32 protein-coding genes and 1 tRNA gene are annotated in these 26,779 nt (G+C 41.6%); 12 read left to right on the forward strand and 21 right to left on the reverse strand.

The window, feature by feature from the left end; genetic code table 11:
* Positions 1-1,041 (forward strand): knotted carbamoyltransferase YgeW (gene ygeW, locus VJ937_RS04830; protein WP_324065764.1); only part of this gene is annotated, 1,041 nt, incomplete at its 5' end.
* Positions 1,042-1,429: 388 nt separating this feature from the next.
* Here the strand turns inward: ygeW and VJ937_RS04835 are convergent.
* From VJ937_RS04835 to VJ937_RS04935, 21 genes are all read right to left on the reverse strand, one after another.
* Positions 1,430-1,506 (reverse strand) — tRNA-Thr (locus tag VJ937_RS04835).
* A gap of 98 nt (positions 1,507-1,604) precedes the next feature.
* Positions 1,605-2,291 carry a DUF134 domain-containing protein gene (locus VJ937_RS04840; protein WP_324065765.1) on the reverse strand — a complete coding sequence of 229 codons (687 nt, stop codon included), beginning with the start codon at positions 2,289-2,291 and terminating at the stop codon, positions 1,605-1,607.
* Between the two features lie 59 nt (positions 2,292-2,350).
* Positions 2,351-2,995 (reverse strand): hypothetical protein, encoded by a 645-nt coding sequence (locus VJ937_RS04845; protein WP_324065766.1) that lies wholly within the window; start codon positions 2,993-2,995, stop codon positions 2,351-2,353.
* A 75-nt stretch (positions 2,996-3,070) separates the two neighbouring features.
* A complete protein-coding gene (locus tag VJ937_RS04850) occupies positions 3,071-3,481 on the reverse strand; it encodes a hypothetical protein (RefSeq protein ID WP_057952411.1) in 411 nt (136 codons plus the stop codon).
* 14 nt (positions 3,482-3,495) lie between these two features.
* Positions 3,496-3,912 (reverse strand): hydrogenase maturation protease, encoded by a 417-nt coding sequence (locus VJ937_RS04855; protein ID WP_324065768.1) that lies wholly within the window; start codon positions 3,910-3,912, stop codon positions 3,496-3,498.
* 51 nt (positions 3,913-3,963) lie between these two features.
* Positions 3,964-4,572, reverse strand: coding sequence for a 4Fe-4S dicluster domain-containing protein (locus tag VJ937_RS04860; protein ID WP_324065769.1), 609 nt, complete (start codon positions 4,570-4,572; stop codon positions 3,964-3,966).
* Positions 4,569-4,892 carry a monovalent cation/H(+) antiporter subunit G gene (mnhG, locus tag VJ937_RS04865; protein ID WP_324065770.1) on the reverse strand — a complete coding sequence of 108 codons (324 nt, stop codon included), beginning with the start codon at positions 4,890-4,892 and terminating at the stop codon, positions 4,569-4,571. Before mnhG ends, VJ937_RS04860 begins: the two co-directional genes overlap by 4 nt.
* A gap of 3 nt (positions 4,893-4,895) precedes the next feature.
* Positions 4,896-5,162: a monovalent cation/H+ antiporter complex subunit F gene (locus tag VJ937_RS04870; protein ID WP_324065771.1), complete on the reverse strand. Its 267-nt coding sequence runs from the start codon at positions 5,160-5,162 to the stop codon at positions 4,896-4,898.
* On the reverse strand, positions 5,159-5,644 hold the full coding sequence (locus VJ937_RS04875) for a Na+/H+ antiporter subunit E (protein WP_324065772.1): 486 nt from the start codon (positions 5,642-5,644) through the stop codon (positions 5,159-5,161). Before VJ937_RS04875 ends, VJ937_RS04870 begins: the two co-directional genes overlap by 4 nt.
* A 1-nt stretch (position 5,645) precedes the next feature.
* Complete coding sequence (locus VJ937_RS04880; RefSeq protein ID WP_324065773.1) at positions 5,646-7,184, reverse strand: complex I subunit 5 family protein; 1,539 nt, start codon at positions 7,182-7,184, stop codon at positions 5,646-5,648.
* Between the two features lie 3 nt (positions 7,185-7,187).
* Positions 7,188-7,526, reverse strand: a complete 339-nt coding sequence (locus tag VJ937_RS04885; protein ID WP_324065774.1) for a sodium:proton antiporter — start codon at positions 7,524-7,526, stop codon at positions 7,188-7,190.
* Complete coding sequence (locus VJ937_RS04890; protein WP_324065775.1) at positions 7,523-7,960, reverse strand: MnhB domain-containing protein; 438 nt, start codon at positions 7,958-7,960, stop codon at positions 7,523-7,525. The genes VJ937_RS04885 and VJ937_RS04890 overlap by 4 nt, the downstream gene beginning before the upstream one ends.
* Positions 7,961-7,963: 3 nt before the next feature.
* Positions 7,964-8,500 carry a hydrogen gas-evolving membrane-bound hydrogenase subunit E gene (gene mbhE, locus VJ937_RS04895; RefSeq protein WP_057952420.1) on the reverse strand — a complete coding sequence of 179 codons (537 nt, stop codon included), beginning with the start codon at positions 8,498-8,500 and terminating at the stop codon, positions 7,964-7,966.
* A 19-nt stretch (positions 8,501-8,519) separates the two neighbouring features.
* Positions 8,520-10,385, reverse strand: a complete 1,866-nt coding sequence (locus tag VJ937_RS04900) for an NADH-quinone oxidoreductase subunit L (RefSeq protein WP_324065776.1) — start codon at positions 10,383-10,385, stop codon at positions 8,520-8,522.
* A gap of 11 nt (positions 10,386-10,396) precedes the next feature.
* A complete protein-coding gene (locus tag VJ937_RS04905; protein WP_324065777.1) occupies positions 10,397-11,590 on the reverse strand; it encodes a nickel-dependent hydrogenase large subunit in 1,194 nt (397 codons plus the stop codon).
* A gap of 13 nt (positions 11,591-11,603) precedes the next feature.
* Positions 11,604-12,041 carry an NADH-quinone oxidoreductase subunit C gene (locus VJ937_RS04910; protein ID WP_324065778.1) on the reverse strand — a complete coding sequence of 146 codons (438 nt, stop codon included), beginning with the start codon at positions 12,039-12,041 and terminating at the stop codon, positions 11,604-11,606.
* A gap of 4 nt (positions 12,042-12,045) precedes the next feature.
* A complete protein-coding gene (locus VJ937_RS04915; protein WP_324065779.1) occupies positions 12,046-12,459 on the reverse strand; it encodes an NADH-quinone oxidoreductase subunit NuoB in 414 nt (137 codons plus the stop codon).
* Between the two features lie 11 nt (positions 12,460-12,470).
* A complete protein-coding gene (locus VJ937_RS04920; RefSeq protein WP_324065780.1) occupies positions 12,471-13,403 on the reverse strand; it encodes a complex I subunit 1 family protein in 933 nt (310 codons plus the stop codon).
* A 17-nt stretch (positions 13,404-13,420) separates the two neighbouring features.
* Positions 13,421-13,927, reverse strand: a complete 507-nt coding sequence (locus VJ937_RS04925) for a 4Fe-4S dicluster domain-containing protein (protein WP_324065781.1) — start codon at positions 13,925-13,927, stop codon at positions 13,421-13,423.
* Between the two features lie 10 nt (positions 13,928-13,937).
* A complete protein-coding gene (locus tag VJ937_RS04930; protein ID WP_324065782.1) occupies positions 13,938-14,762 on the reverse strand; it encodes an FAD/NAD(P)-binding protein in 825 nt (274 codons plus the stop codon).
* Positions 14,755-15,771, reverse strand: a complete 1,017-nt coding sequence (locus VJ937_RS04935; protein ID WP_324065783.1) for a 4Fe-4S dicluster domain-containing protein — start codon at positions 15,769-15,771, stop codon at positions 14,755-14,757. The genes VJ937_RS04930 and VJ937_RS04935 overlap by 8 nt, the downstream gene beginning before the upstream one ends.
* A 200-nt stretch (positions 15,772-15,971) precedes the next feature.
* Here VJ937_RS04935 and VJ937_RS04940 point away from each other — a divergent pair, with 200 nt between their 5' ends.
* The 11 genes from VJ937_RS04940 to VJ937_RS04990 all read left to right on the forward strand — a co-directional run.
* Positions 15,972-16,583, forward strand: coding sequence for a redox-sensing transcriptional repressor Rex (locus VJ937_RS04940; RefSeq protein WP_324065784.1), 612 nt, complete (start codon positions 15,972-15,974; stop codon positions 16,581-16,583).
* A gap of 13 nt (positions 16,584-16,596) precedes the next feature.
* Positions 16,597-18,882: a carbamoyltransferase HypF gene (hypF, locus tag VJ937_RS04945; RefSeq protein ID WP_324065785.1), complete on the forward strand. Its 2,286-nt coding sequence runs from the start codon at positions 16,597-16,599 to the stop codon at positions 18,880-18,882.
* A 34-nt stretch (positions 18,883-18,916) separates the two neighbouring features.
* The gene (locus VJ937_RS04950) at positions 18,917-19,144 is read left to right on the forward strand and encodes a HypC/HybG/HupF family hydrogenase formation chaperone (protein ID WP_324065786.1); all 228 of its coding nucleotides are present in this window, start codon (positions 18,917-18,919) and stop codon (positions 19,142-19,144) included.
* Positions 19,141-20,235, forward strand: a complete 1,095-nt coding sequence (hypD, locus tag VJ937_RS04955) for a hydrogenase formation protein HypD (protein ID WP_324065787.1) — start codon at positions 19,141-19,143, stop codon at positions 20,233-20,235. The genes VJ937_RS04950 and hypD overlap by 4 nt, the downstream gene beginning before the upstream one ends.
* A complete protein-coding gene (hypE, locus tag VJ937_RS04960; protein ID WP_324065788.1) occupies positions 20,232-21,245 on the forward strand; it encodes a hydrogenase expression/formation protein HypE in 1,014 nt (337 codons plus the stop codon). Before hypD ends, hypE begins: the two co-directional genes overlap by 4 nt.
* 15 nt (positions 21,246-21,260) lie before the next feature.
* On the forward strand, positions 21,261-21,602 hold the full coding sequence (hypA, locus tag VJ937_RS04965) for a hydrogenase maturation nickel metallochaperone HypA (protein WP_324065789.1): 342 nt from the start codon (positions 21,261-21,263) through the stop codon (positions 21,600-21,602).
* A 2-nt stretch (positions 21,603-21,604) separates the two neighbouring features.
* On the forward strand, positions 21,605-22,264 hold the full coding sequence (hypB, locus tag VJ937_RS04970; protein ID WP_324065790.1) for a hydrogenase nickel incorporation protein HypB: 660 nt from the start codon (positions 21,605-21,607) through the stop codon (positions 22,262-22,264).
* Between the two features lie 80 nt (positions 22,265-22,344).
* The gene (locus VJ937_RS04975; protein WP_324065791.1) at positions 22,345-24,102 is read left to right on the forward strand and encodes a chloride channel protein; all 1,758 of its coding nucleotides are present in this window, start codon (positions 22,345-22,347) and stop codon (positions 24,100-24,102) included.
* 168 nt (positions 24,103-24,270) lie between these two features.
* Positions 24,271-24,966 (forward strand): ABC transporter ATP-binding protein, encoded by a 696-nt coding sequence (locus VJ937_RS04980; RefSeq protein ID WP_324065792.1) that lies wholly within the window; start codon positions 24,271-24,273, stop codon positions 24,964-24,966.
* Positions 24,959-26,191: an ABC transporter permease gene (locus tag VJ937_RS04985; protein ID WP_324065793.1), complete on the forward strand. Its 1,233-nt coding sequence runs from the start codon at positions 24,959-24,961 to the stop codon at positions 26,189-26,191. Before VJ937_RS04980 ends, VJ937_RS04985 begins: the two co-directional genes overlap by 8 nt.
* Positions 26,192-26,203: 12 nt before the next feature.
* Positions 26,204-26,779 (forward strand): ABC transporter permease (locus VJ937_RS04990; RefSeq protein ID WP_324065794.1); only part of this gene is annotated, 576 nt, incomplete at its 3' end.

The following is a 26,779-nucleotide window of genomic DNA, read 5'->3' on the forward strand; positions in this document are numbered from 1 at the left end:
AATATTTCACCACGCGTGTTCGATACTGGTCTTGCCATATCGAATTTCCGCGATAACAGCACTCGTACGCGCTTTTCATACGCTTCAGCGAGCAACTTGCTGGGATTGGCCGTGCAGGATCTCGATGAGCAAAAATCGCAAATTGCCCATGGCGAAACCGTGCGCGAAACCGCCAATATGATCTCTTTCCTTTCAGATTTCATTGGCATTCGCGATGATATGTACCTCGGGGAAGGAAATAAATACATGCGCGAAGTGGGAAGTGCTCTCGATGAAGGTTTCGAACAAAACGTTTTACCAACACGCCCGGGAATTGTGAACCTGCAATGCGATATGGATCATCCGACACAATCCATGGCTGATTTACTCCACTTGCAAAAAGAGTTCGGATCGCTCGAAAATCTAAAAGGTAAAAAAATCGTAATGAGTTGGGCGTATTCGCCAAGTTACGGAAAACCCTTATCGGTTCCACAAGGAATAATCGGCCTGATGTCGCGTTTCGGAATGGATATTGAATTGGCCTATCCCGAAGGCTACGACCTTATTCCCGATATTGTAGATATGGCCGGCAAAAATGCAAAAGCAAGCGGAGGTAGTTTTAACGTGAGCCACGATATGAGTGCTGCTATGGAAAATGCCGACATTGTTTATCCAAAAAGTTGGGCGCCATATCACATTATGGAAGAACGTACTAAATTGTTGAAGGCCGCCGATAAAAAAGGTCTGGATGATTTGGAGCAAACTTGCCTTGCCAATAATGCTAAACACAAAGATTGGGAATACGATGAAGCAAAAATGAAACGTACCAAAAATCAAGACGCATTATACATGCATTGTTTACCTGCCGATATCTCAGGTGTTTCTTGCAAAGAAGGCGAAGTAAATGCTGATGTGTTTGAAAAATACCGCATCAAAACATACCACGAAGCTGGCTTTAAACCTTATATTATCGCTGCTATGATGTTTACGAATAAATTTGAAAATCCGGCTCAGGTACTACAAAAACTTGTTGACCGGGGAAGTAAACGCGTAATGATGTAAAATCAATTCAACAAGAAACTATATATAATGGGAGATTGGCCTGGAGTCAGTCTCCCATTTTTCGTTACCATCGACAGATTTCCTGTAAAAAGCTGTAAATGGGAAATGAGAGATTCGTTCAAAGGGAGATTTTTATTTCAATATTGATGTTTCGTAGCTGGCAGATTGCCTGTTTTCTGATCTATTGTCATGTCAATGCTCAAATGACGGATAAGTCGCCGTTATTTTCCGGGTTTTGCACAGCAATGAAAAGTAAGTATAGCCATAGCTACGTGAATCTTTTTAATGCAAAGCAAAACCGTAAAAGAACAAGACTTGGTGCGTTATTTGGGCGTTGACAGGACACTAGTTTCAGACAAAAAAAAAGACTGCCATTTTTTGGCAGCCTTGGAGCCGATGGAGGGATTCGAACCCACGACCTGCTGATTACAAATCAGCTGCTCTGACCAACTGAGCTACATCGGCGTTACAGGGCGACAAAAATATACGGCATTTTTAAATTCACCAAACTTTTTAGTGAAAAAATTTACCGAAACCCGCATCTATACTGAACCTCAGACACTTTAATGATCGCACCGATTATCACCGCCGGTTAGCTTACCGCTAACATATTGTTGAGCAAGCTCTTCAACACCGATCGCGGGCGCTCCGGTAACTACATCAATATTGTTTTGGCGAAACAACTCGATAGCCTTATTCCCCATACCACCGGCAATAACAGTATTTCCACCCTGCTCGGATACCCAACGCGGCAATAATCCGGGTTGATGTGGTGGTGCTTGTTTCATACTAACTGATTTTACCTCTTCTCCTTCGCATTGGACAAAGGCAAATTCTGCCGCGTGCCCAAAATGGGTCGACAATGTTCCATTTTCGCATGGAATAGCAATTATTTTCTCCATAGTTGTCATTTTTTTATTGTTAATACCTTCACTTGTTACAATTTGGTTTGTATCACACGAAAAATAAGCACACCCCGCATCAAATTTTATGGGACGAGACTCTACAAAAGCTTTTGCAATTTTCTTTCTCACATTTTCATATATACGTGCAAATGTAGGTCGTGAAACGCTCATGCGTTCAGCCGCTTCATCGTGCTTCAGGGCATCATAATCGGCCAATCTCAGAGCTTCGTACTCTTCATATAATAAAACCACAGGCTCCACTGAAGCTCTTGCTTCCCGGGCCACATATCCAGAAAAACCGGGTGGCTCATGAATATGTCTGCATCGTTTTTTGCGTGGTGCCATGATGCAAATATAATGAGAATATTCTCACTACCAGAAAAGACATTAAAGTTTCTTAAGTATTATATTCCCAGGAACTGTATACCCAAACCGCAAATTAGTATTGTAAAGCCGGCTATTGCATGTACGTATTTCTCCATGTTCATTTTAGGCAACACACGAATGCCATAAAAGGAGAGAATTACGATCGTGAGCATTGTACCAACGGTAACAAGAGCAAAAGTGAGCGTGACAAGGGTAAGTGCCAACACGCTATTGTTTGCAGCGGGAAACATGAGAATAGGAATAAGTGGTTCACAGGGCCCCAGAAGGAAAATAATCATTAATATCCAGGGTGTCAGCTTCTTTACCGGGCCTTTTTCGGGATGTTGATGCTGCTTAAAATATTTCGACCTGTAAATTCCCCATAGCATATATGCAGCACCAAATATAATCAGAATCCACGCGGCCATGTTGCCACGGTAGGCCTCAACAAACTCAAGCTTATTGAGGGCAACGCCAACACCAATACCGATCAGCCCCAAAAAAACCGAACTCAGCACATGCAAAACACCACAAAGCGTAGTAAAAGAAATAGTTCGGCGAATACTCCATGAACGCGCTTTTGAGATGGCTATAAAAGGCAAATAATGGTCGGGCCCCATTAAGGTGTGAAAAAAACCAATAGAGGCGGCTGTCAGCAATAATAAACCAGTTTGATATTCCATAGCGAAGAAAATTGTTTAAAATTTAAGGTGGGGATATTTCACCCTCACCTTTGAAAACAACAATGGTTCAACAGTCTATAAGTACTTCTTGTATTTATCATCAAGCTCAAAATACTTTTCATACCTGGCTTTGTTGATTCCTGCGATCAGGGCGTTTTTATCACGCTTATCTACCTTGTAAGTGGCTTTCTCACCTGCCAGGTTTGAAAAGTAGACTTCATAATCTTTACCATCCTCCGTCATGAACACCTTTACCAGGTCCTCCTTCTCTTTGTCGTTTAATTCCACATGACATGCAGGACAATAGAACTGATATTTTTTTCCTTCTTCAATTTCAAACTCCGGGTTGGTTGAAATGTCATAGTTTCCAATTTCAGGATTCAGGAAAATAATACCTTTTTCATTTCTTTCGCTTTTAACCGCCAGAACCAGATTGTTGTCTACAACCAGTTTGGCCTTACATACCGGACAATAATAGCTACTCATAAAAACCTCCTATTTTAATTATTTTTATGCTGTAGTTGTTGGGTGATGATGCGCAATACTTCAAATGCTGTCTTCTCCACGTCCTGTGTCAAACCTTCTCCAAAACTGACATCACCGGGTTGAATACCCAAAACTTTTATATCGTCTACCACAAACAAATCCTTCAGTCTCCCGAGCGAAATATTATGGGTGTTTGTGGTAAAATCTCTCATTGTGTTTAGGTCTGTAAGCTTATAATAACCCGCATCCTTTCCAAAGTCAACACAATCAATTAAAATCAGCTTTTCGGGTGCTAAACTATTAATTTTCCCGATATAGTTTTCAATGCTAACCTCTACTGTCAATGCATCGACCAATGCATTTTTCTCCAGATTTTGGCTGATAAAAACACCCACTCCGTCATCTTTTTTCAGCACATTTCCAATGCCCACAAAAAGGGTTTTATCCCTATTATCTAGTAATTTAATTAAATTCAATGACTTTTAAAAATTTTTTATTTGAGCTTCATGCAAGCAATTCGGGCAAAGCACATTAAACATGTCTTTACGTTTCAGATCATCCTGAATATCAACTTCTGAATATTCTTTAGCCGACAATTTGAGTTTCTCATTCAATATATTCAGGTTCATAATGCTAGCATAGGCTTTTGGACCTAATTTTTTATGCATAAAGATGTAGTGTTCTTTTGTAGTTATTATTGCACCGCAGTTTTTGCAAATCAAGAGCTCTTTCTCCTGATACTCCACGTTATCATTCCTGTCGTAGGAGGCCATATCATAAATTTGGTCAGAGAGTTTCACGCCTTTTCCTGTAATACAGTGTTCCTGACACTGCCCACAAAAAATGCATTTTCCATAATCGCGCCTTATTATTCGTATTCCTTTTTCGCGGTCATCTTCAAATGTAATTGCCAAAGGAGGGCAAACATTGGCGCAGGTCTCGCAGCCCACGCAATTCTCATTATCAACTACGGGCTTACCACGGTAATCTTTGTAAGGCTTGTGCGGCTTTTTAGGATAGCTTGTAGTGTAAGCGGGACTAACCAGGGAAATAACCGCCTCTTTTATTTCACGTATTTTAGGATACTTCATTTTTCCTCCTCCTTATAGTCATCTTTCACACTTTTATCGCCAAGCGGGACACCAAACTTATAGGCTCCTTTGACCAGCGCATGCGCCGCCACTGTAGCAGCAAAAAAAAGTATTGGGATAGCAACAAGTGCTTTCACACCAATATCGATAAAGCCAAAATAAAACAGCACACCCAGCAAAATACTACAGGTGCCCAGGGTTACACATTTGGTGGCAGATTGCAGCCGGTTGTAAACATCTGGTAAACGCACCAGTCCAATGCATCCAAACAAGTTGAATAAAATTCCGATAATGATCAATATGACACTTACAGTTTCCATAAATTACTCATTTAAGCTCTTTCCGCCCAAATACTTGGCCAGGGTCAATGTACCTATAAAACTCAGAATGATCCATGCAATACCAATATCGATAATAAATGTTTTCCCGGTGATAATGCTCAAGATGGCACAAATGCCCACAACTAAAATTCCGAAAATATCAATACCTACCATCCTGTCGGCAATGGAAGGGCCTCTGATGATGCGATAAAGGCAAAACACGCATAACCCGATTTGGATATAAAGCAGTATGTGCAACAAATCATTCATTCGAATATCTTTTTTATATATTTCTCAAAACGTCCGGCAACTATGCGACTATACTCCTCAGGATTTTCAGTCTGCACATAAATCCAGTGTACGTAAAGATAATCTCCCACGATATCAACGGAGATGGTTCCCGGGGTCATTGTAATAGAATTGGCCAAAATGGTGCGAGCAATGCCGGATTGTACATTTAACTTTACTTTTACAATACCAGGTTTAATCAGCATTTTGGGATGAAGTACACGGTAGGCCACATCGAAATTGGCTTTTATACACTCCCAAATAAAAATAAACAGGTACACCACAAGGTGAAAATAGCGCTGCGGCTGCACAAATTTTTTAATATTTCTGACATAAAAGCGGCCAAAAAACAATACCGTGAGTAAAGCAGCCACAGCTCCCACAAGAATATTATAGACATCCAGGCTGAATGTGATCAACAGCCAAAACAACAAAGCCAATATGAACATAACTAAATAGCGCATATCAAAAACCAATTATAGTTGTAGAATAATTCGTGGCATTAACCAGTACATCCACAGCCGGGGTAAGAAATACTTCCCGCGCTCCGGGAAAAATCATAAGGCTCATAACCAAACACAACACAGCCATTACTACCATTGAAAATGTCATGGTAAATGGAATCTTTTGAGCTAACAGACGGCCCTCAAACTTCGTCTTATTAAAAAACGCGTAGCGCTGAAATTTAAGAAACGAACCGAGCGTAATGATACTGACAAAAACAGCCAGCAATGCGAGCAGATAAAAATGTCCTTTAACCGCTGCTATGATGATCAATAATTTGCTAAAAAATCCATTAAAAGGCGGTATGCCTGAGATTGCCATAGAAGCACTGAACGAGGAAGCTGAGGTTATCGGTGTGTTTTTTCCTAAACCACCCATCTTTTTCAAATTCCGGGTTCCCAGCAGGTATTCAATTGCTCCAGCATTTAAAAACAACAAACCCTTAAATACAGCGTGGTTCATGAGATGAAATAAACCACCGGCAATGGCCAATGCAGCCACTCCTTTTTCACCTCCTTTGGTCAATATCATCATACCCATGCCCACACCTATCACCACGTAACCCATCTGGCTGATGCTATGATAGGCCAAAAGCCGCTTCAGATCCCACTGACCAATGGCCAGCAGCACGCCAATTACCATAGAAAGTGTACCAATTACGGTAATAATGAGTGCCAGTTCATAACTAATTGTAAACATATTGAAGAAAAGCCTTAAAATGGCGTAAATACCAATAGCTTTAATTAGTACACCTGAAAGCATTGCAGAAATTGGTGAAGGTGCAGATGAATGTGCATCGGGCAACCAGGCATGAAAAGGTATCATGGCACCTTTAAGACCGAAACCTGCTATTAATACTATTTGTGTAAATTGCACTGCTGAGGTATTGGAATTTCCCTTCAGAAGCTGGGCCACATCAGCAATATTCAAGGTTTTTGTCAGCCAGTATATCATTCCTATACCAAACAGAATCAAAAGGGAAGCCATACCACCCAGCACCTGGTATTTGAATGATGCTTCCAACTCATTTTTCTCGATTCCAAAGGCTACCAGCACATAAGAAGCAATCACGGCAATTTCCAAAAAGACGTATAGGTTAAACAAATCGCCGGTAAGTACGACCCCATTCATGCCGGCAATCATTAAGCAGAGCAATGTATAGAAGTTATTCTCTGCGGTATACCTTCGCATATATCCCACAGCGTAAAATGCGGCAAGCAAACCAATGAAATTTATAACAAGCAGGAGTATAGCACTTAAACCGTCGAGCACCAGGTAAATTCCAATCGGAATATTTTCAACGGCTTCCCATCCACCCACTTTGTAAATGAGTGTAGCTTCTGAACCTGAGAAAAGGTAACTAAAAATTAAAATGGTTAGTGCAAGCAAAACCATAGAGGTCAGTACTTTTTGGAAATACGGAACCAGCTTTCCGACAACGGGTATCAGAAATGCACTTGCCAGTGGAATTATGACGAACAAAACGATGAGCTGTTCCATAATTTATCCTCTTAGGTTTTTAATTTCCCGTATATCCCACGTACCATACTTTTTATAGATCCGTATGGCAATGGACAACAGCATGGCTGTGGTTGCCAGTCCAATCACAATAGCAGTTAGCACCATGGCCTGGGGTAACGGATCTACAAAAACAGGCTCTTTCATGCCCGGCACTATTATTGGCGCCTCACCGTGAGCTATGTATCCAATCAGCACAAGAAAAAGAAATACACTGAACTCCATCACCGTAAGTCCGATCACTATCTTGATCAGATTCCTTCTGGTGAGCACACCATAAAGACCAACTAAAAACAGTATAAAACACATGATAAATACTATCATTTCAACACCTCTTCTTTATAAATTACAAATGCCAGGAATATGGTAAGCAGGGCCGCTGCCACCTCCATTCCAATAAAAATATTGTACAGCGGAATTACTCCTGCGCTAATAAGTTCACCTACCCGGCCCAATGGCAAATAGTTATTGAAGAACACAGCACCACCAGCTGCCATTCCAATGGCGGCAAGTATAATTACGATAAGGATGGCACTACTTTCAGTAACGGACGTAGCATTTTCTTCTTTTTTCAGGTTTAATGCTTTACTTCCAAATGCCAAAATGAGTAGAATGAACGCCCCCGCCACGATAGCTCCACCGGCGAAACCACCTCCCGGTGTCAAATGCCCGTGCGTAATAATGTAAAGTCCATACATAAATATGAGGCCCGAAATCAATTGGGTAACTTTTTTTACAATATTTGACATTCCTTCCATACTTCAGGCTTTTTCTTTTCGTCCTTTAATGCGTAAAATAGTAAGTACCCCAACGGCGGCTGTAAAGAGTATTGTTGCTTCTCCCAGGGTATCGTATCCACGAAAATCGAACAGTACACCTGTGACCAGGTTGGCACTACCGGTTTTTTCGGCTGCACCATCCATATAAGCTTTTGCCATGCGTGGAGCGTGTTCTCCAAGCACATCAAGATTAACAATGGCCAATTGAAAATAGTACACCAATGCAAAAGCTACGAGTACTGCAATGGAAATATTCAAAAATGCATTTCGCCGTTTGCCCTTATCAAGCTCTTTCCGTGAACTATTAAGCACAATAGCTACCATGTATATCAATGTAATGGTTTCCACCACAATTTGCACAATGGCCAAATCCGGTGCTTTGAGCAACAAAAAACATATCACAAGGCTGTACCCCACGATACCTGCTGCCATCAGTGCAGACAAAAGGTCGTTGGCATGGAGCGCGTAAATGGCACCGATGATCATAAATCCGATTATTATGGAAAGCAACAATTCCATATCAATATATCTAATTCATTTACAACAAAATAATCAACATCACAACAAGGCCGACAATAAACCATATGGCATAGTGTGACAAAACACCAGTATGTGCCTTACTAAATAAATTATTGAAAAACAACACAATACCAGCTGCCAAATCATATAAATCAAAATGCCGTTTTTCGGCATGTCTGAACATAAATTTCAAACCTGCTGCATTGCGAATCGTATCATAAAATCCGGTCACTTTAAAACCAGCCTGATTGCCCCATTTCTCTCCTCCAACAAAACTTTCGGCTATTCTGAAATTTCCAATTTTCCCAATCCAGTAAATGATCAAACCTAACACGATAGATAAAATGACGAGTAATGAGATCAAGGAAGATTGCCATGCTCCGATCATTTCAAAATCGCCCACGACCGGGTAAAATAGTTCTGGAACCACATAGGTGGTTGCAAAAACACCAAAACCAACACATGTCAATGCCAGTATAATTTTTGGCAGCCACATAAGAATATTGACTTCTTTCACGTGATTTAATTCTGCGCGTTGAGGCCCTAAAAATATTCCACTGATGAACTTTACAAAACTAGCCAGAGTAAGTGCAGAACCGAAAACGGCAAGTGCCAGCCAAACAATCCATAATTGACTCGCCAAACCGCTGCCTGTAGACCCGAAATCAATAATACCCTGGTAAATCATCCATTTGGAAGCAAAACCATTAAGGGGTGGAATACCGGAAATGGACAAAGCAAAAACCAAAGCTGCGATAAATGTCAATGGCATAGCTTTCGATAACCCGCCCAGTTTGTCAATATCCTCATGTCCAGTTTGTTTGGCAATGCTACCAGCCGACAGAAACAGTCCACTTTTGTATAAAGCATTATTCACCATGTGAAATAATCCGGCTGCAATACCCAATGGTGTACCAAGCCCAAAACCCACAACCATGTAGCCTACCTGCGATACTGCATGAAACCCAAGCAATCGCTTATAATTGTGCTGTATTAAAGCCATCAGTACTGCTATAATGATGGTGAGTACGCCCAGTGCAAGTAAAGTAAACTGCAACCACTCATTGAGAATAAATATATCGCTGCAGATGCGGGCCAGGAAGTAAATACCCAGCAATTTATCCAAAGATGCAGGCAAGTATGCTGATGAAGCTGCCGGGGCTTTCTTAGTATAATCAGGAATCCATGTATGGAAAGGGAATGCTCCCGCTTTTGTGAAGCTGCCGATAAGCATCGCTACAAAAGCCACAATAGCCGCAGATGAAGTGGTACTGATACTTACTTCCGACATATTCAAATTTCCGGCAATATTCCAAATCAATGCAATACCTAAAATCATAATACCATCGGAGGTACCAATCAGAATAAGCGTTTTCTTGGCCGCGGCAGAGCTTTCCTCATCATATGCCCTGATTAGTTTATAAAGTGTTAGCCCGAGAATCCCCCAGAAAAAGATAAACAACAACAGATTATCAGCCAAAACAGCACCATTGGCACATCCCAGTGTAATGAGAAAATATGGATAGAACGAGCCTGGCTTGTTTTTAATGGTTATGCTTTTCAGAGTGTAAATCAGAATGACTACGGCGAAGAAGTTCACACCAACAGTAATCAATTGGCTCAGCCCATCAATATTCACATAAAAATATTTACTAGCCCCGCTTAACACATTGTACACCCATGAACCTTCTGCACATAGATTGGCAAAACAATCAAACTGGAGTGTTTGCGGATCAATGCCGTAAATCTGCAGACTGAAAAATCCTGTTACAACAGCAATAGCCAGCGCCACAAGGCTACTCAGTAGATTCAGCCTCCTTGGCACCAGAAACAAGAGTAGTCCTGTGAGTATGGGTAAAAATATGATGTAACCTAATTCAGCCATAGCTATTCAGCTTAAATATTGCGTTTTATGTAATCTGTTCTTTTCTGCGATTGTTTAATCAATTCACTGGCAGACAGAATCTTTTTCCCTGAGCCGTAATCGTAAGCCACTGCCATACGTTCAGTGCAGCAGTAGCAGGGATCGACCGCAGCTAGTGAGATGGTTGCATCTGAGATGGTCTGACCCACGCACGCTTTCTTGAATGTGGCGATATTTACATAACTTGGAGCCCTTATCTTGTGCCTTGCAGGCGAATTGGTTCCTATAGTTTTTACAAAATGAAACACTTCCCCCCGGGGAGCCTCATAATGTCCTGTTCCCATTCCAGCAGGTACATTTTTCACGACAGTTTCAATGTCGCCTTCTTTCAATTTCTCAAGACCATCGCAGCATTGCTCAATAATTTTAATGGATTCAAACATTTCGAGCAACCGGACCTTAGCCTTTGCAAACACATCACCTTCGGTCGAAGTTATTACCTTCCAGTCAACCATGCCGTAAGCTGCATGCGGATCGTCCCTCCGCACATCGATATCGACACCTGAAGCACGTGCTGTTGGTCCTACTGCAGCATATTCCAGAATATCTTCCCGGGTTAGTATACCCACACCTTTTGTGCGGGCATGAATCACAGGATCATCCATCACTGCACCGGTAAGCAAGTCGGTTTTCTTTTTCAGGAACTTCATGGTTCCCCGGATCTTAGGCAACTTATCGCTTTGTATGTCCCTGCGTACGCCGCCAATTTTAAACATGGCGTAGCTATTTCTATTTCCAGAAATCATTTCGAAAAGATCCAATACCGGCTCTCGATATTTCCAGGCCCACATAAACACAGTATCATACCCCAGGAAATGACCGGCCAAGCCTACCCATAGTAAATGGCTATGAATTCGCTCCAACTCACCCACGATGCTACGGATGTATTTGGCGCGGTCAGGAATATCAACCTCAGCAATTTCCTCCATTGCATTTGCAAAAGCAAAAGGGTGCGATGTAGAACAAATACCGCAAATGCGTTCCACCAGGAAAAACGATTGATCGAAAGACTTGCTCTCACTGAGCTTTTCGATACCCCTGTGATTGTAACCTGTCTCCCACTTGATATCTCTCACAATTTCGCCCTCGCAATAGAGTTTAAACAACTCAGGCTCTTCCTGCAGCGGGTGATATGGACCAATTGGTATGATTTTTTGTTCACTCATGCCTTGTACATGGTTAATTAAAATCTTTTCGATACGGATACACGCCTTCTGCCCAATTACCTTCTGAAATTAGTTTTCCAGGATTGGGATGATTCAGGAATGTAATACCGAACAGCTCGTGCATTTCGCGCTCGATCCAGTCAGCGGCTACTAAAAACTGAGCCAACGATTGTATCTCGGGTTTCTCATGTGGCAATAAAACGTGTATGTTGTAAATATTGCCATTTGAATCGTCACTGAAATGGTACAGTATTTCAAAACCAGCCTTTGTATGATAGGCCGAAGCTATAATAAACCGGAACCTGATCTTTTGATGCAGAAATTTGGCAATATCCAAAATAAAACCAGGATTCACATTAACGGTTACCCTGTTTGCCCGCAAATAGTCCGTCCCCAGAATATGCTCGGCAAATTCCGACTTAATTTTTTCTATGAACTCGGCCCTTGTCATATGGTTACATAGTTTCAATTAACTTTACAATTCCGGCAATTATAGCTTCAGGTTTTGGCGGGCATCCGGGGATGTAAGCATCTACAGGTATAAGCTTATCAACCGGCCCGGCGAATGTATTGCCTTCGGCAAATATACCTCCTGTACAGCCGCATGCCCCAATCGCTACTACCTTGACTGGTTTGGACATTTGATCATAAACCTCCAACAACCGATCTTTATCCCGCTGATTGATGGAGCCATTGACCAAAAGCACATCAGCATGTCTGGGACTCCCCACCAGCTTCATTCCGAAACGCTCTACATCGTACCGTGGAGTGAGGCAATCAAGTATTTCAATATCGCAGTTGTTGCACGAAGCACCACCATAATGAAACAGCCACAATGACTTTTTAAAGCAAAAATCTTTAAATCCCACGGCTACGATTTTTAATATCCAAAATAGCTCAGCACAATGGCGATTACTACCAATGCATTCATCCAAACGAAGAAAAACCGCATTGCCTGATTGATCTTCAGTCTGGGGTTCGTATTTCTAATGAGGGTGATCAGTAAAACAACGGCAACCAACTTTAAAATGGCCCATAAAATATGAATACCGCTAAGTTGAACGCCACCCATTAATAGCAGTATGATTAAAGCAGGCAATATAAAAAACAGCATGTACTTACTTAGTTTGATCAAGGCAAAAGCGCTTCCGGAATACTCGATGAATGCACCTTCAGCAATTTCAGTTTCGGCTTCTCCCATATCGAAGGGAACCAACCCTAATTTGGCCTGGACGCAAAACATACCTGCTATAAAAAGTAAAACCCCCGAAAGGCTTCCAATATGTGAAGATCCTGATTGTTGCGCTTGCAATATCTCGTAAAGACCAGTTTCTAGATCTGACTTATAAATAATGGCTGCAATAACCAACAAAAACGTAAGTTCATAACCAATGATGAGTTTCATTTCCCGCGATGCACCCACTGATGCCAAAGGATTACCGGAAGCCATGGCTCCAATAATGTAAGTTAGCGAAGGAATGGTAAGCAGGTAAAAAATTACGATAATATCACCTTCAAAACCTGAATTAACTCCCAGGAGTGGCATCAATATCAGTACAGCCGCTATAGAAACGCCGCATAAAGCAAAAACCGGAGCCAACAAAAATGTGATTTTAGAACCATTTGCAGGCACGATCGTTTCTTTGACCAGTAAAAGTTTAAAAAAATCATAAAACGGTTGCAAAATGGGAGGTCCTTTACGGAATTGTACCGCTGCAGTCAATTTCCTGTCCACACCGGCAATGATACCTCCAACAACGGCTGTAAAGAGGAATCCTGGATAAATGAAAAAGTATAAAATATGCTCTCCCATCACTTTATTATGATTTTTTATTCTGCTTCTTTAAGTTCTTCCCACGGGATTTCGCGTATATAAATATTCTTTGTCAGCTCAAATACATGCTGCTCTTTTGTCAAATCTTCATCTGTTATGCGCACAGCTTCCCCGGGAGATTCTTTTACAAACTTTCTAAGGTCTTTCTCATCTTCCAGATCAAGGTATTGATCGCATTGGAGTTTAAACTGAAAAAAGTCGCTCATCATGGTACCAAAAGGGCAAATTGTAACGCATGATTTGCAGGCAATGCAAAGATTGAGTGCCCTGGTAATCATACCCGACACATCTTTTTCCAGGGCATCGCAAGGGCACACCTCCACACATGGCGCATCCTCACATCTTCGGCATGTATACTGAAATACAGCCAGTTCCCGGATCGTCTTCAAACCATCTGCTCCGTGCATATCAAACACAACCCCTGCTGGCTGAACTTTATCGCAAGGGTGAGCAGGACTGCAATCCCTCAAATTCGACAAATCGATGACGATCTTTTTATTCATGCGATGAGTGTTATTTCCAAATATCAGGTTCGTTCTTTATTTCCTCATAAGTAAAAACAGGGCCATCCTTGCACACAAAGTATTTACCCATCATGCAATGCCCGCATTTACCAAAACCACATGACATGTTTTTTTCCATAGACAAATAAATTTTGTCATCCGGATACCCCATATCAAGCAGCTTGAAAGTGCCAAACTTCATCATTATGGGTGGACCACAAACCACTGCAATTGAGTTCTTAATATTGACATCAACCTTATCGAGAAGCTTGGTAACCACACCAACATCTTCTGCCCAGGTATCGTCCGGCTCATCCACGCTGCGCATCACTTCAAATTTTTTCACAGCCCGCAGCTCATCAATATAAGGTTTATAAATGCACTCCTGGGGAGTTTTGGAGCCGTAGCAGAAAATCAATTTTTTAATTTTATCTTCCTCAGCTTTCAAATTATAAAGGAGCGACCTCAAAGGTGCAAAACCACATCCTCCACCAAGAATAAGCACCTCCTTGTTATAAAATTCCTCCACCGGATAGCCACGGCCATAAGGCCCGCGGATCCCCATTGTAACACCTGGTTTAAGTTTATGTATTCGCTCTGTTACATAACCGGCTTTCATAATCGTAATTTGCATTTCATCATCAACCAGCGGAGATGAAGATGGTGTAAAAGGCGCTTCTCCCAGTCCATCGAGGGTAAGTTCCACAAACTGACCGGTTTTGAAAGGAAAAGCACGCTCAGGGCGTAACACAAATGACTTGATGGTAGGCGATTCCTCAATCACTTCCGTCAATTTGGCCTTAACAGGCTTGTATATGTTTTGATATTTAAACACTTAAAACCGCTGAATTAAGTTCAACGAACATCTCATTTTTACTAATTTTGCCAATGCAAGCTTCAATGCAGCGTCCACAGCCCGTACAGGCAATGGAATTAAATTTTTCGGGTTTCCACACATACTTGCAGAAATACCGGTTTCTAAACCGCTTACTCAGTGCGCCGAGCGGGTCTTCGCCTGCAGCTACCCGTTCGAAGCCCGGATATTGACAGGCATCCAGGTGGCGAACCTTTTCAAATCCGGGTTTGTCGATAAGTAAAAAACAGGTACAGGTTGGGCAAATTGTAGCACAAGCTCCACATGACACGCATTTACGTGCATATTTCATCCATATTTCTTCATCAGCCTGAAGCAACAATTGTTTGGTAGTTTCATAGTCAGGAAGGTCGGTATTAATACGATTCAGTTCTCCAATTACCTCATCTTGTTTTAATTTAACTGCATCGAGTGCACTCCTGCCGGCTGATTCTAAATTAATAAATGAATGAATCTCGGTCATGATACGGTCTCCTTTGTCTGTTATGGGGGTAAGTAAGACCCAATTCTCCAGAGTTGACAGCCTGAGATCGGCGTTTTCCATAGGTACAGGATCGACACCATAAGATGTGCAATGACAATGCTCCTGAATCGAGAAACAATCTGTACCCACCAAAACTGTATTGTTTAATCTATGCTTAAAAACTGCATCTGGGTATTCGGCATCCAAATAAATTTCCTTCAGAATGCTTAGCCCTTTCAAATCGCAGGAAGGCGCACCAATTATCATTATCGGATCGGCTTCATCTGTTGTCGCGGTAAGATTTTCTTCTACAGGAAGAAAAAATGACTTGAGGGGTGTAATGGGTTTGGCCTTATTGTATATAATCTCGTTAAAATTATCCTCGTTGATGATTTCATAATCCATATGCACACCATAATCCAGCGGAGCATAAACACGGTAATCTGCAATGAACTTCTTCATTACCCTGAACCAATCCTCCCAGCTTATTTTTTGTGCTTTTGTCATTGATTATGGGATAAATTTCACATAACTAATCTACAAAAAATAAACCTACGTGTCAATTTTTTTACTATATTATATACTATTTTAAATAAGTCCTAATACAAATAAACAACTCTAAATATCAAGAAATTGTGTAATAGCACAAAATTTCGATATTTTCAGTATATATTTGCACAAATAAAATATAGGAAATTATTCACAAAATGGTCTCAAGACACATTTCAAAAAGATTACTTTATTACAGGTCGGCATTAGTACATTTGGAAAAAATGGGGTTTGAATACGTATACTCCAAAACCATTGGTGAAGAAATAGGTGTAAGCCCTGATGTGGTGCGCAAAGATTTTTCAAACATAGAAATCAGGGGTAAACGGAAGGTTGGCTACAAAGTAAGCGACCTTATTAGGAAACTGGATGAAATGTTTGGGAAAACATGCTGCTTTGAAATCATTGTGGTAGGCATGGGGAATATTGGCAAGGCACTAACAAAATATGAAGATTACCTGAGCGAGCGTATAAAAATTTTAGGCGGGTTTGACATCAACCCAAGCCGCATAAAAAGCTTTAATGAGATTCCCATTATGCACTTCAATGAAGTTGAAGCTTTTGTAGCCAAAAACGGCATTAAAGTGGCCGTAATAACGGTTCCTGAAATATCGGCACAATTAGTTTGCAACAAATTGATTGAGGCTGGCATAAAGGGCATTCTAAATTTTGCTCCTGTTATGCTAAAAGTTCCCGACGATGTGTTTGTAAAGAATATTAGCATTGCAGATGAAATTACACGAGTATTTTACCACGCCAGAATAAATTAAGCAGAAAACAGATTTGAACGACACAAGCCCAACATATCGTGTCATTATAAAAGGGCTGGTACAGGGAGTTGGTTTCAGGCCTTTCGTTTATCGTATTGCCCAAAAATATAAAATCAGCGGGTGGGTAAGAAACACAACGCGGGGAGTAGAAATAGAAATGCAGGGAGCAGAATACGCTATTAAATCATTCATGGAAGCAATACATGAAGACACACCGCCAGCAGCCGAAATAAACTACTCGGAAATTCAAAGCACAAACCCGAAAGCAACACATAAAACTTTTCGCATCATTAAAAGCTCGGGCGAGAGCAATGATATTACAGAGATAAGCCCCGATATTGCTGTTTGCAAAGATTGCCTATATGACATACAATTTCAACCACACCGGATCAACTACCCATTTATCAACTGTACAAATTGTGGCCCTCGTTTCAGCATCATAAAAGATATTCCATATGACCGCCCAAAAACCACCATGAATAGTTTTCATATGTGCAGTCAATGCCATAATGAGTACACCAAAATCAATGACAGAAGGTTTCATGCACAACCAATAGCCTGTAACAATTGTGGCCCGGCATACACCTTACATTTAAACGGTTCAGAAACTTTAGAAACAACCTCAATCTTAAAACAAACGGCACAAATTATAGACAATGCTGGTATTGTTTTAATTAAAGGGATTGGCGGTTTTTTCATTTGTGGAGATGCCTACTGTGAGGAAGCTACGAGAAAAATCAGAAAAATTAAAAAGCGCGACAAGAAGCCTTTTGCCGTGATGCTATCCGGGTTAAAAGCCCTCGAAAAACATACACAACCCAACCAGCAGGAGCTAAAAAGCCTGCAATCATGGCAGCGCCCTGTCGTATTGCTTAAACAAAAATCGAAATGGTTAGCCACAAGTATCAACAGCGGACTGGAGACTCTTGGCTGTATTTTGCCTTACATGCCATTTCATTTTTTGCTTTTCGAACAACTAAAAACAGACACAATAATATACACCAGCGCCAATTTTTCGAACAATCCGATTATAAAAGAGAATCAATTTGCATTGGAATATTTTACGGGTAAAGTTGACGCCATATTAACTTATAACCGCACAATAGAAAACCGCGTAGACGATTCGGTAATTCAGGTTATTCAAGACAAACCCCAGCTTTTAAGAAGAGCACGTGGATATACCCCCAGATCCATACAACTTGCCGGGTCTGAGCACAAGATAGTGGCTTTGGGGGCAGATCAAAAGGGCTGTTTTAGCCTGGGCATGCCCGGTAAAGCAATTATGAGTCAACACATCGGAGCTTTGGACAATACAGAAACCTTCAATTTTTTCCTAAACACTATTGATCATTTCCGGGAACTCTTCCACTTCGGCACTCCGGAAGCAATTGCTGTAGATGCTCACCCTGATTATTTTAGCCACGAGCATGGGTTGCAACTCTCAAAACACTTTAACGTGCCGCTGCTAAGCACATTTCATCATCATGCACACATAACTTCTGTATTGGCTGAACACCAAGTTACAGAAAAAGTAATCGGCATAAGCATGGATGGCACCGGGTATGGTACAGACGGTCATATTTGGGGAAGTGAGTTCTTAATTGCCGACACCAGAGAGTTTGAAAGGCCTTATCACTTTAAATATATGCCAATGCCGGGTGGCGAAAGCGCCATACAACATCCATGGAAAATGGCAGTGGCAGTCATAGTACAAACATTCAAAAACGGCGATGACCTTGCCTTTCAGTATTTTGGCAAATCTATTGGAAAGCAGCAGATTAAACTCGTCATTGAAAGTATAGAGAAAAACATCAATTGCCCGCTCACCTGCGGTGCCGGGAGACTATTTGATGCTGTGGCAGCCCTGCTGGGAATTTGTCTGAACTCGGGTTATGAAGCAGAAGCACCCATGAAATTGGAATCGCTTGTAAAAAACAATTCGTCTGAGGCTTATACTTTCAAAATTGAAAAAAATCACGTATCTTTTAATGAAATGTTTCATCAAATCATTGATGATATGCAAAACAACATTAGCCCATCAGAAATTGCCACCAGATTTCATCAAACGCTGGTTGAGGTTATTGTTGAAACAGCACTGATCCTGCGAAAGCAATACGACATAAACACTGTCGCACTTTCAGGAGGATTATTTCAGAACCGTTTCGTTATGCGAAACACTGTAAAAAAACTGAAAGAAAAGCACTTCAAGTGCCTGGTAAACGAAAACGTACCGCCAAATGATGGTGGAATAGCCCTGGGCCAGTTAGCTATTGCCAATGCCCGCATGCGTAGCATTTAATCCGGAATACATTTAGCAAAACAAACTCAGATCCATGTGTTTAAGCATACCAGTCCGCATAGAAAGCATCGAAGGAAGTGAAGCTGTAGTTTCAATTAATGGAGCAACTTACAAAGCCGGCATTCACCTCATCGACAATCTCAAAATTGGTGATTACGTGCTTTTACACGCCGGATTTGCCATTCAGAAAATCAGTGATGAGGAAGCCCGGGAAACACTGGAAATTATTAAGCAGATGAACAATGTGAATCGAAAGCTATGAAGTACGTCCATGAATACAGAAACAAAGAGCTCTCACAAAAGCTCATCAATGCGATTCACGACTCAGCCAAAGGAGAATACACCTTTATGGAGGTTTGTGGCGGACATACCATGGCCATACAAAGATTTGGAATTCCCTCGCTCCTGCCGCCCGAAATCAAGCTACTCTCTGGTCCGGGCTGTCCGGTTTGTGTAACCGAAAAATCCTATATCGATACAGCCATAGCCTACGCAAGGCTTTCAAACACCATTATCGCCACTTTTGGTGATCTGATGCGCGTACCCGGCTCCTCCTCATCGCTGGAACTGGAAAAAGCTCTGGGAAGTGATGTCACCATTGTATTATCAGCGCTGGAAGCCCTGAAGCTCGCACAGAACAAGCCGGAGAAAAGAATTATTTTTTTAGCCATCGGTTTTGAAACCACCGCCCCGGGCACCGCGGTAGCTGTGGATCAGGCCAGCAAAGCAGGGGTAAAAAATTTTTTCATCCTCAGCGCCCACAAATTGATGCCACCGGCCATGAAAGCCATTGTGGATGAAGGTATCAAAATTGATGGTTACATCTGCCCGGGCCATGTGAGTGCCATTACCGGATCAGCAATATACGAAGACATAGCCCGAAAATACAAAATTCCGTGCGTCATATCCGGTTTTGAGCCCCTGGACCTGCTGCAAACCATTTTGGCACTAATGCGCCAGGTGAATGAAAACAAGCCTGCAGTGGAAATTCAATACACACGGGCCGTGCAACCCAACGGGAACACAAGAGCCAGGACAATGATGAAGCAAGTTTTCACTGTAGCTGACAGCGAATGGCGGGGTTTAGGCAATATTTCAAAAAGCAAACTGATACTCACTGAAAAGTACCAGCAATATGACGCGCTAAAAATGATTCCTGTTGAAGTGGAACCCACAATCAGCGATAAAGGATGCATTTGTGGCGAAATACTTAAAGGTCTGAAAACGCCTCTTGATTGCAAACTATTTGGAAACGAATGCACGCCTGAAAATCCGGTGGGTGCGTGTATGGTCTCGGGTGAAGGAGCCTGCCAGGCCTATTTTCGTTACCAACCACAAACCGAAACGACATGAATAATTACATCAGACTTGGACATGGCAGCGGCGGCAAGTTGATGCATGAACTGATTCATGACATATTTTACCGGCACTTTGGGCATCAAGAACTTAAAAAAGGTGCTGACTCAGCCTTGCTTCAGAGCAACGGACACAGGTTGGCCTTTACCACGGATTCGTTTGTTGTAAATCCGCTCTTTTTCCCGGGTGGCGATATTGGCAAGCTTGCAGTTTGTGGTACGGTGAACGATCTTGCTGTTTGCGGAGCCATTCCACAATACCTGAGCGCGGGTTTTATTCTTGAAGAAGGTTTTTCAATAGATGAATTGGAAAAGATTGTAATTTCTATGGCTTGTGAAGCCAAAAATTCAGGCGTAAATATAGTCACCGGCGACACAAAGGTTGTGCACAAAGGCATGGCAGACAAACTTTTTATTAATACCAGCGGAATAGGGTACATCCCTGAATATGCCGGCAGTTTTGCAAGTAATCGTAAAATCAAAAAAGGCGATGTACTTATCATTAATGGGACTTTAGGGGACCATGCCATTGCAGTACTCTCTGAACGTGAAGACCTGCCTTTCCAAAGTACTATAAAATCAGATTGTGCATGTCTGAACCACTTAATTCACAGCTTACTTGAAAAGAAACTGCACGTGAAATTCATGAGGGATCTCACCCGTGGAGGATTGGCCACCTGCCTGAATGAAATTGCACAAGCACAAGCTATCGACATTGAAATTAACGAAACCCGGATACCCGTCAAAGCTTCAGTTGAAGGAATTTGCGAGACACTGGGCTTTGATCCCTTATACCTGGCCAACGAAGGAAAAGTGGTCATCATTGTATCAGCTGAAGATGCAAGCGAAGTACTCGAAACACTAAAAGCAGACGACCTTGGAAAGGAAAGCACTATAATTGGCAGGGTTACAAGTGAAAATGGTAAAAAAGTTATAGCAGAAAGTGCCATAGGTGGGAAACGCATATTACAAATGCGTACAGGAGAGCAACTTCCCAGAATTTGTTAATCAAAGAACACGGCCATGCATGAAATAGCCATTGTAGAAAACACCTTTAAAATAATACTTGAAGTTGCCCGGCGCGAAAAACTATCAAAAATTAGACGGGTAAACTTTTTAATTGGAGAAATGCATGCCATTGTACCAGGTATCTTCCATCATGCATTTGAAAGCGCTGCCCTTAATACTATTGCCGAAAACGCTGAACTGAATTTAGAGATTGAACCCATTAAAATGAGATGCCGGCAATGTGGCCACGAGTTTATCATTAAAGATTCAGAATATAAATGCAACGAATGCAAAAGTTACGACCTTGATTTACAAAGCGGTAAAGAATTAACCATTAAAAGTATTGAAGGAGAATAGCCATGGAAATAAAAATTATGCGCAACGTACTGGATAAAAATCAGAACAAGGCTGATGAAATTCGACAATTATTGCAGGAAAAACAAATTACGATGTTCAACTTTATTAGCTCTCCCGGCTCCGGTAAAACAACCATACTGGAACTTATTTGCCAGAAATTTGCTCAAAAAACCCGTCTGGGCATTATTGAGGGTGATGCCTATACAGATCGCGATGCAAAAAGGCTGGCAATATATGATGTGCCAGTAGTACAAATCAACACAGAGGGCACATGCCACCTTGATTCTCACAGCATCAACAAAGCACTTGAACAATTCAATTTAGATGACCTTGATATCATTATTGTCGAAAATGTGGGCAATTTAATCTGTCCCACTGCTTTCGATTTGGGCGAGCATTATCGCATAGCTGTGGTTAGCACAACTGAAGGTGACGACAAGCCGATAAAATACCCCATGTTGTTCAGAGAATCACACGCTGTAATATTGAATAAAACAGACCTTATCCCTTACACCAATTTCTCAATGGAGCAATTCAATAAAGATCTAAAAACATTGAATGGCAAAATACCTATCTTCAATATTTCGAGCACCAAAAAAAATGGACTCAACGCATTGATGGAGTGGTTTGGCAAGCGCTTTAGCCGGGTTGCAGAATTATAGCGGGTTTATATACAACCCCTCTGAACAAATAGATTGGAGAATTCGTATTTTCGAACCAGCTGATTATCTAATATTTGCACGTGAAAAAATCAAGACTCAAATATATAATTGCAAACAAAAAACACACCCGCTCTTTCCTGCTAATTTTGAGCACCCTGGCGGGGATAGGTGCTGGTATAACCGCACTTGTACTTAAAACTGCAGTTTTTGAGTTACAGGAATACCTCACAAATTCGGTATGGCAAAAAAACTCATTTTACTTGCTATTTGTCTATCCTGTGGCAGGTATCATCATGTTGGCCATATTACGCAAATACATTTTTCATGATCAGGGCAGGCACAACATCACCAGCCTGTTGTATGCCATTTCAAAACAAAACAGCAGGGTACCCGGCCACAAAATATACTCTTCAGTTTTCGGGGCCATAATAACAGCAGGTTTTGGCGGTTCAATTGGCCTGGAGTCGCCCATTATTTCTTCGGGTGCCTCAATTGGAAGCAACCTGGGGAAAAGATTCAACCTGGAATACAAAGAAGTAACGCTTTTACTGGCCTGTGGCGCATCAGGAGCCATTGCTGCAATTTTCAACACACCCATTGCCGGTATCGTTTTCTCTTTCGAAGTGTTGCTGCTCGACCTGAACCGTTTCTCACTTATTCCATTGCTAATAGCATCAGTAACAGGAGCACTGACGACGTGGGCATTTTACCCGAATGAAATACCACTGCATTTCGAAATATTACATCAATTTGAGCTCAGCCAGCTGCCGTGGTATCTTTTACTGGCCATTATAGGTGGACTTATCAGCACTTACTTTACGCGCACCTTTCTTTATTTTGAGCAACAGTTCGATAAATTCCGAAATCGCATCACAGGGCGTTTAGCAGGCGGATTGGCCCTTGGTGTGCTCATCACACTCTTTCCTCCCCTTTGGGGCGAAGGGTTTAAAACCATTAAATTGCTGATATCAGGAAAAATACTGGAACTATCCAGCGAAAATATCATTGGCACCATGATGAACGAATATGGAATTATGATATTTCTTTTGCTTTTAATCTTCCTGAAAGTAATCGCCACTGTAACAACCATACGTGGTGGTGGTATAGGCGGCATCTTTGCACCTTCACTTTTCACAGGCGCTATAATGGGCTTCTTGTTTGCCTACGGCCTGAATCAAACCGGACTGTTTCACCTCTCCACAAGTAATTTCACCCTGGTAGGCATGGCCTCAGTACTGGGGGGCGTTTTGCATGCACCTCTGACCGGAATTTTCCTTATAGCAGAAATAACCCAGGGTTACGAGTTAATAGTACCGCTTATGCTCACAACAACCATTGCCTATATTACATCAAAAAAATTATCTCCCGATTCCATTATAACCTATCAATTATCCCGAACAGGAGAACTAATCACGCATCATAAAGATAAAGCTGTACTGCACTTTCTGGACAGGAAGCGTATTATTGAAACCGATTTTGACACCGTAAGAATTGACCAGAAACTGGGAGAACTTGTCGATCTGATATCGAAATCGCACCGAAATATTTTTCCCGTGGTCGATAAAACAGGTTACCTGATCGGTCTTATCAGGCTTGATAAAGTTCGTAGAATCATGTTTAAAAAGGATGCCTACACAATGCCTGTTTGGCACTTAATGGAAACTCCACCTGATGTAATTGAAGAAAATGACACTATGGAGACCATTGTAAAAAAATTCAATCAGGCAAAAGCATGGAATCTTCCGGTAATAGACAATGGCATATATCAGGGCATGGTCTCACGATCGAAATTATTCAGCGTTTACAGAGAGGTTTTGGTAAAAATTACTGACGATTAGCACCCCAAAAGCAAAAATTCAAATTGCATTAACATTTCTGGTTTTAAAATAACACAATAAATTGTAACTTTACCGTTCTAATAACGTCGTATTGACGTATTTTAGCGATAAATTAACCCAAAAACCTATTTATAAGCAAACGACATGTCGTTGTAAAACCCATTGACCATGATTAAAATTGAAAACTTACACAAATCCTACCAGATGGGGCTCAACAAGCTTCACGTATTAAAAGGGCTCAATTTCACAATTAACGATGGAGAATTGGTTTCAATAATGGGATCTTCAGGATCCGGGAAATCGACACTCCTTAATATTTTAGGCCTGCTCGACAATTACGATGAAGGTGCTTTCTATCTGGATGACTTGCTGATTCAAGACCTGAACGAAACAAAAGCTGCAGCTTACAGGAATAAGTATTTTGGCTTTGTATTTCAGTCGTTCAACCTTATTACATTTAAAAATGCCCAGGAAAATGTGGCGCTGCCATTATACTATCAGGGTGTGACTCGTAAGAAACGCAACCGCATAGCGCTCGAATACCTTGATAAAGTCGGCTTAAAAGACTGGGCCGCCCACCTGCCCAGCGAGCTTAGCGGAGGTCAAAAGCAACGCGTTGCCATAGCCCGCGCATTGGTTACAAACCCAAAAGTAATTCTGGCAGATGAACCCACCGGAGCACTTGACAGCCAGACATCTTACGATGTAATGGATATACTGAAAGATATCAACAAAACCGGCATTTCGGTAATAATTGTAACGCACGAGCACGACATTGCAGAGATGACCAACAGAATCATTAAACTGCATGATGGACAAATAATGAAACCCGAAGAAGCCGAAAAATCTGCGTCTTATGTTTGATATCGACAAATGGCAGGAAATTTTCTCGACCATCCGAAAAAATAAACTGCGTACGTTTCTAACTGCGTTCAGTGTTGCATGGGGTATTTTTATGCTTATAATTCTGCTGGGAGCCGGAAAAGGGCTTCAAAATGCAGCCATGCATAACTTTAAATCTGATGCCGTTAACAGCCTGTGGGTTTATACCGGAAAAACCAGCAAAGCCCATGAAGGGTACCAGCCCGGCCGCAATATTCGTTTCACAAATAAAGACTTTAATGAAACGAACCGGTTAAACAAGGAAGTCATACAGAGCAGCTCGGCCCGATTAAGTGTCTGGAGTACCGATATACAATACGGAGATGAACTTGTGGGACACAGGGTTTATGGCGTACATCCGGGTACTGAAGAGCTCGAGCAATTGACATTTGAACAAGGTCGCTTCATTAACAAACTCGACATGAAGCACTTTAAAAAGGTGGTATCTATCTCCTACAAAACGAGAGATGCTCTATTCAAGAAAAATGAAGATCCGATTGGCAAATACATTCGACTGGGCGACATGCCATTTAAAATTATTGGGGTGTTTAAAGACCAGTCTGAGCGCGACAACGAGCGGGTATACGTACCCATAGCAACAGCGCAAAAAGCCTTTGGCGAAGGCAACAGAATCCATAACCTGGCCTTTACCTCAGAAAAAATCTCTATTGAGCAGAGTGTAGCGCTTGAGAAAGATTTGCGAAAGCAATTTGCCAAACGCCACCACTTCGATCCAGAAGATGATCGTGCAATGTATGTGAACAATAATATTGAAAATGCCAAAGAAATCAGAAGCGTGTTTACAGGAATTTCACTTTTTGTATGGCTCATTGGCATTGGAACCATCATTGCCGGAATTGTGGGCGTCAGTAATATAATGCTGATAGTGGTAAAAGAACGTACAAAAGAAATCGGTGTACGCAAGGCAATAGGAGCTACACCCTGGTCAGTGATAAACCTTGTATTGCTCGAGTCCATAACCATCACAACCCTTGCTGGTTATTTCGGACTGGTATTAGGCGTGGGTATCCTGGAATTACTTTCAGCGAATATGCCCAATTCAGATTTTTTCAGAAACCCTGAAGCAGACTTTTCTGTGGCTGTAAGCGCTACCATTTTACTAATAGTTAGTGGCGCTATAGCAGGATTAATCCCGGCCAGAAAAGCTGCTAAAATTAAACCCATTGTCGCACTACGCGACGAATAAAACCTTGACGATATGTTTGACATTGATCGTTGGCAGGAAATCATACATACACTCAAAAGCAATAAATTACGCACGTTTTTAACAGCCTTCGGGGTGTTTTGGGGTATTTTTATGCTTACAGTAATGCTTGGTTCAGGAACAGGCCTTGAAAATGGCATTTACAAAAATATGGGAGATTTCTCGACCAACTCTGCTTTTATGTGGACCCAGAAAACCACTGAACCCTACAAAGGATTTGAGGCAGGTAGAAACTGGAACTTTAATAACGGAGACACCAAAGCCATACTTGATAATGTAGCCGGCATAGACCGCCTCGCCCCACGCATACAGGGATATGGTGGCGACGGAGCTACAAATGCCGTGTACGGCGACAATACCGGCTCATTCAGTATTTTTGGCGATTACCCCGACTGGAACGAAGTAGACCCTTTAACAATTACAGAAGGCCGCTTTATAAACGAAATGGATATAGAACGACGTCGTAAAATAGTAGTGATTGGCGAACGTGTTAAAGAAATACTTTTTGACAAAGGAGAAGAGCCTCTGAATAAATTTATTCGTATAAACGGGGTATACTTTCAAGTTGTT

Source organism: Salinivirga sp., from assembly GCF_035268865.1.
Lineage (GTDB): Bacteria > Bacteroidota > Bacteroidia > Bacteroidales > Salinivirgaceae > Salinivirga.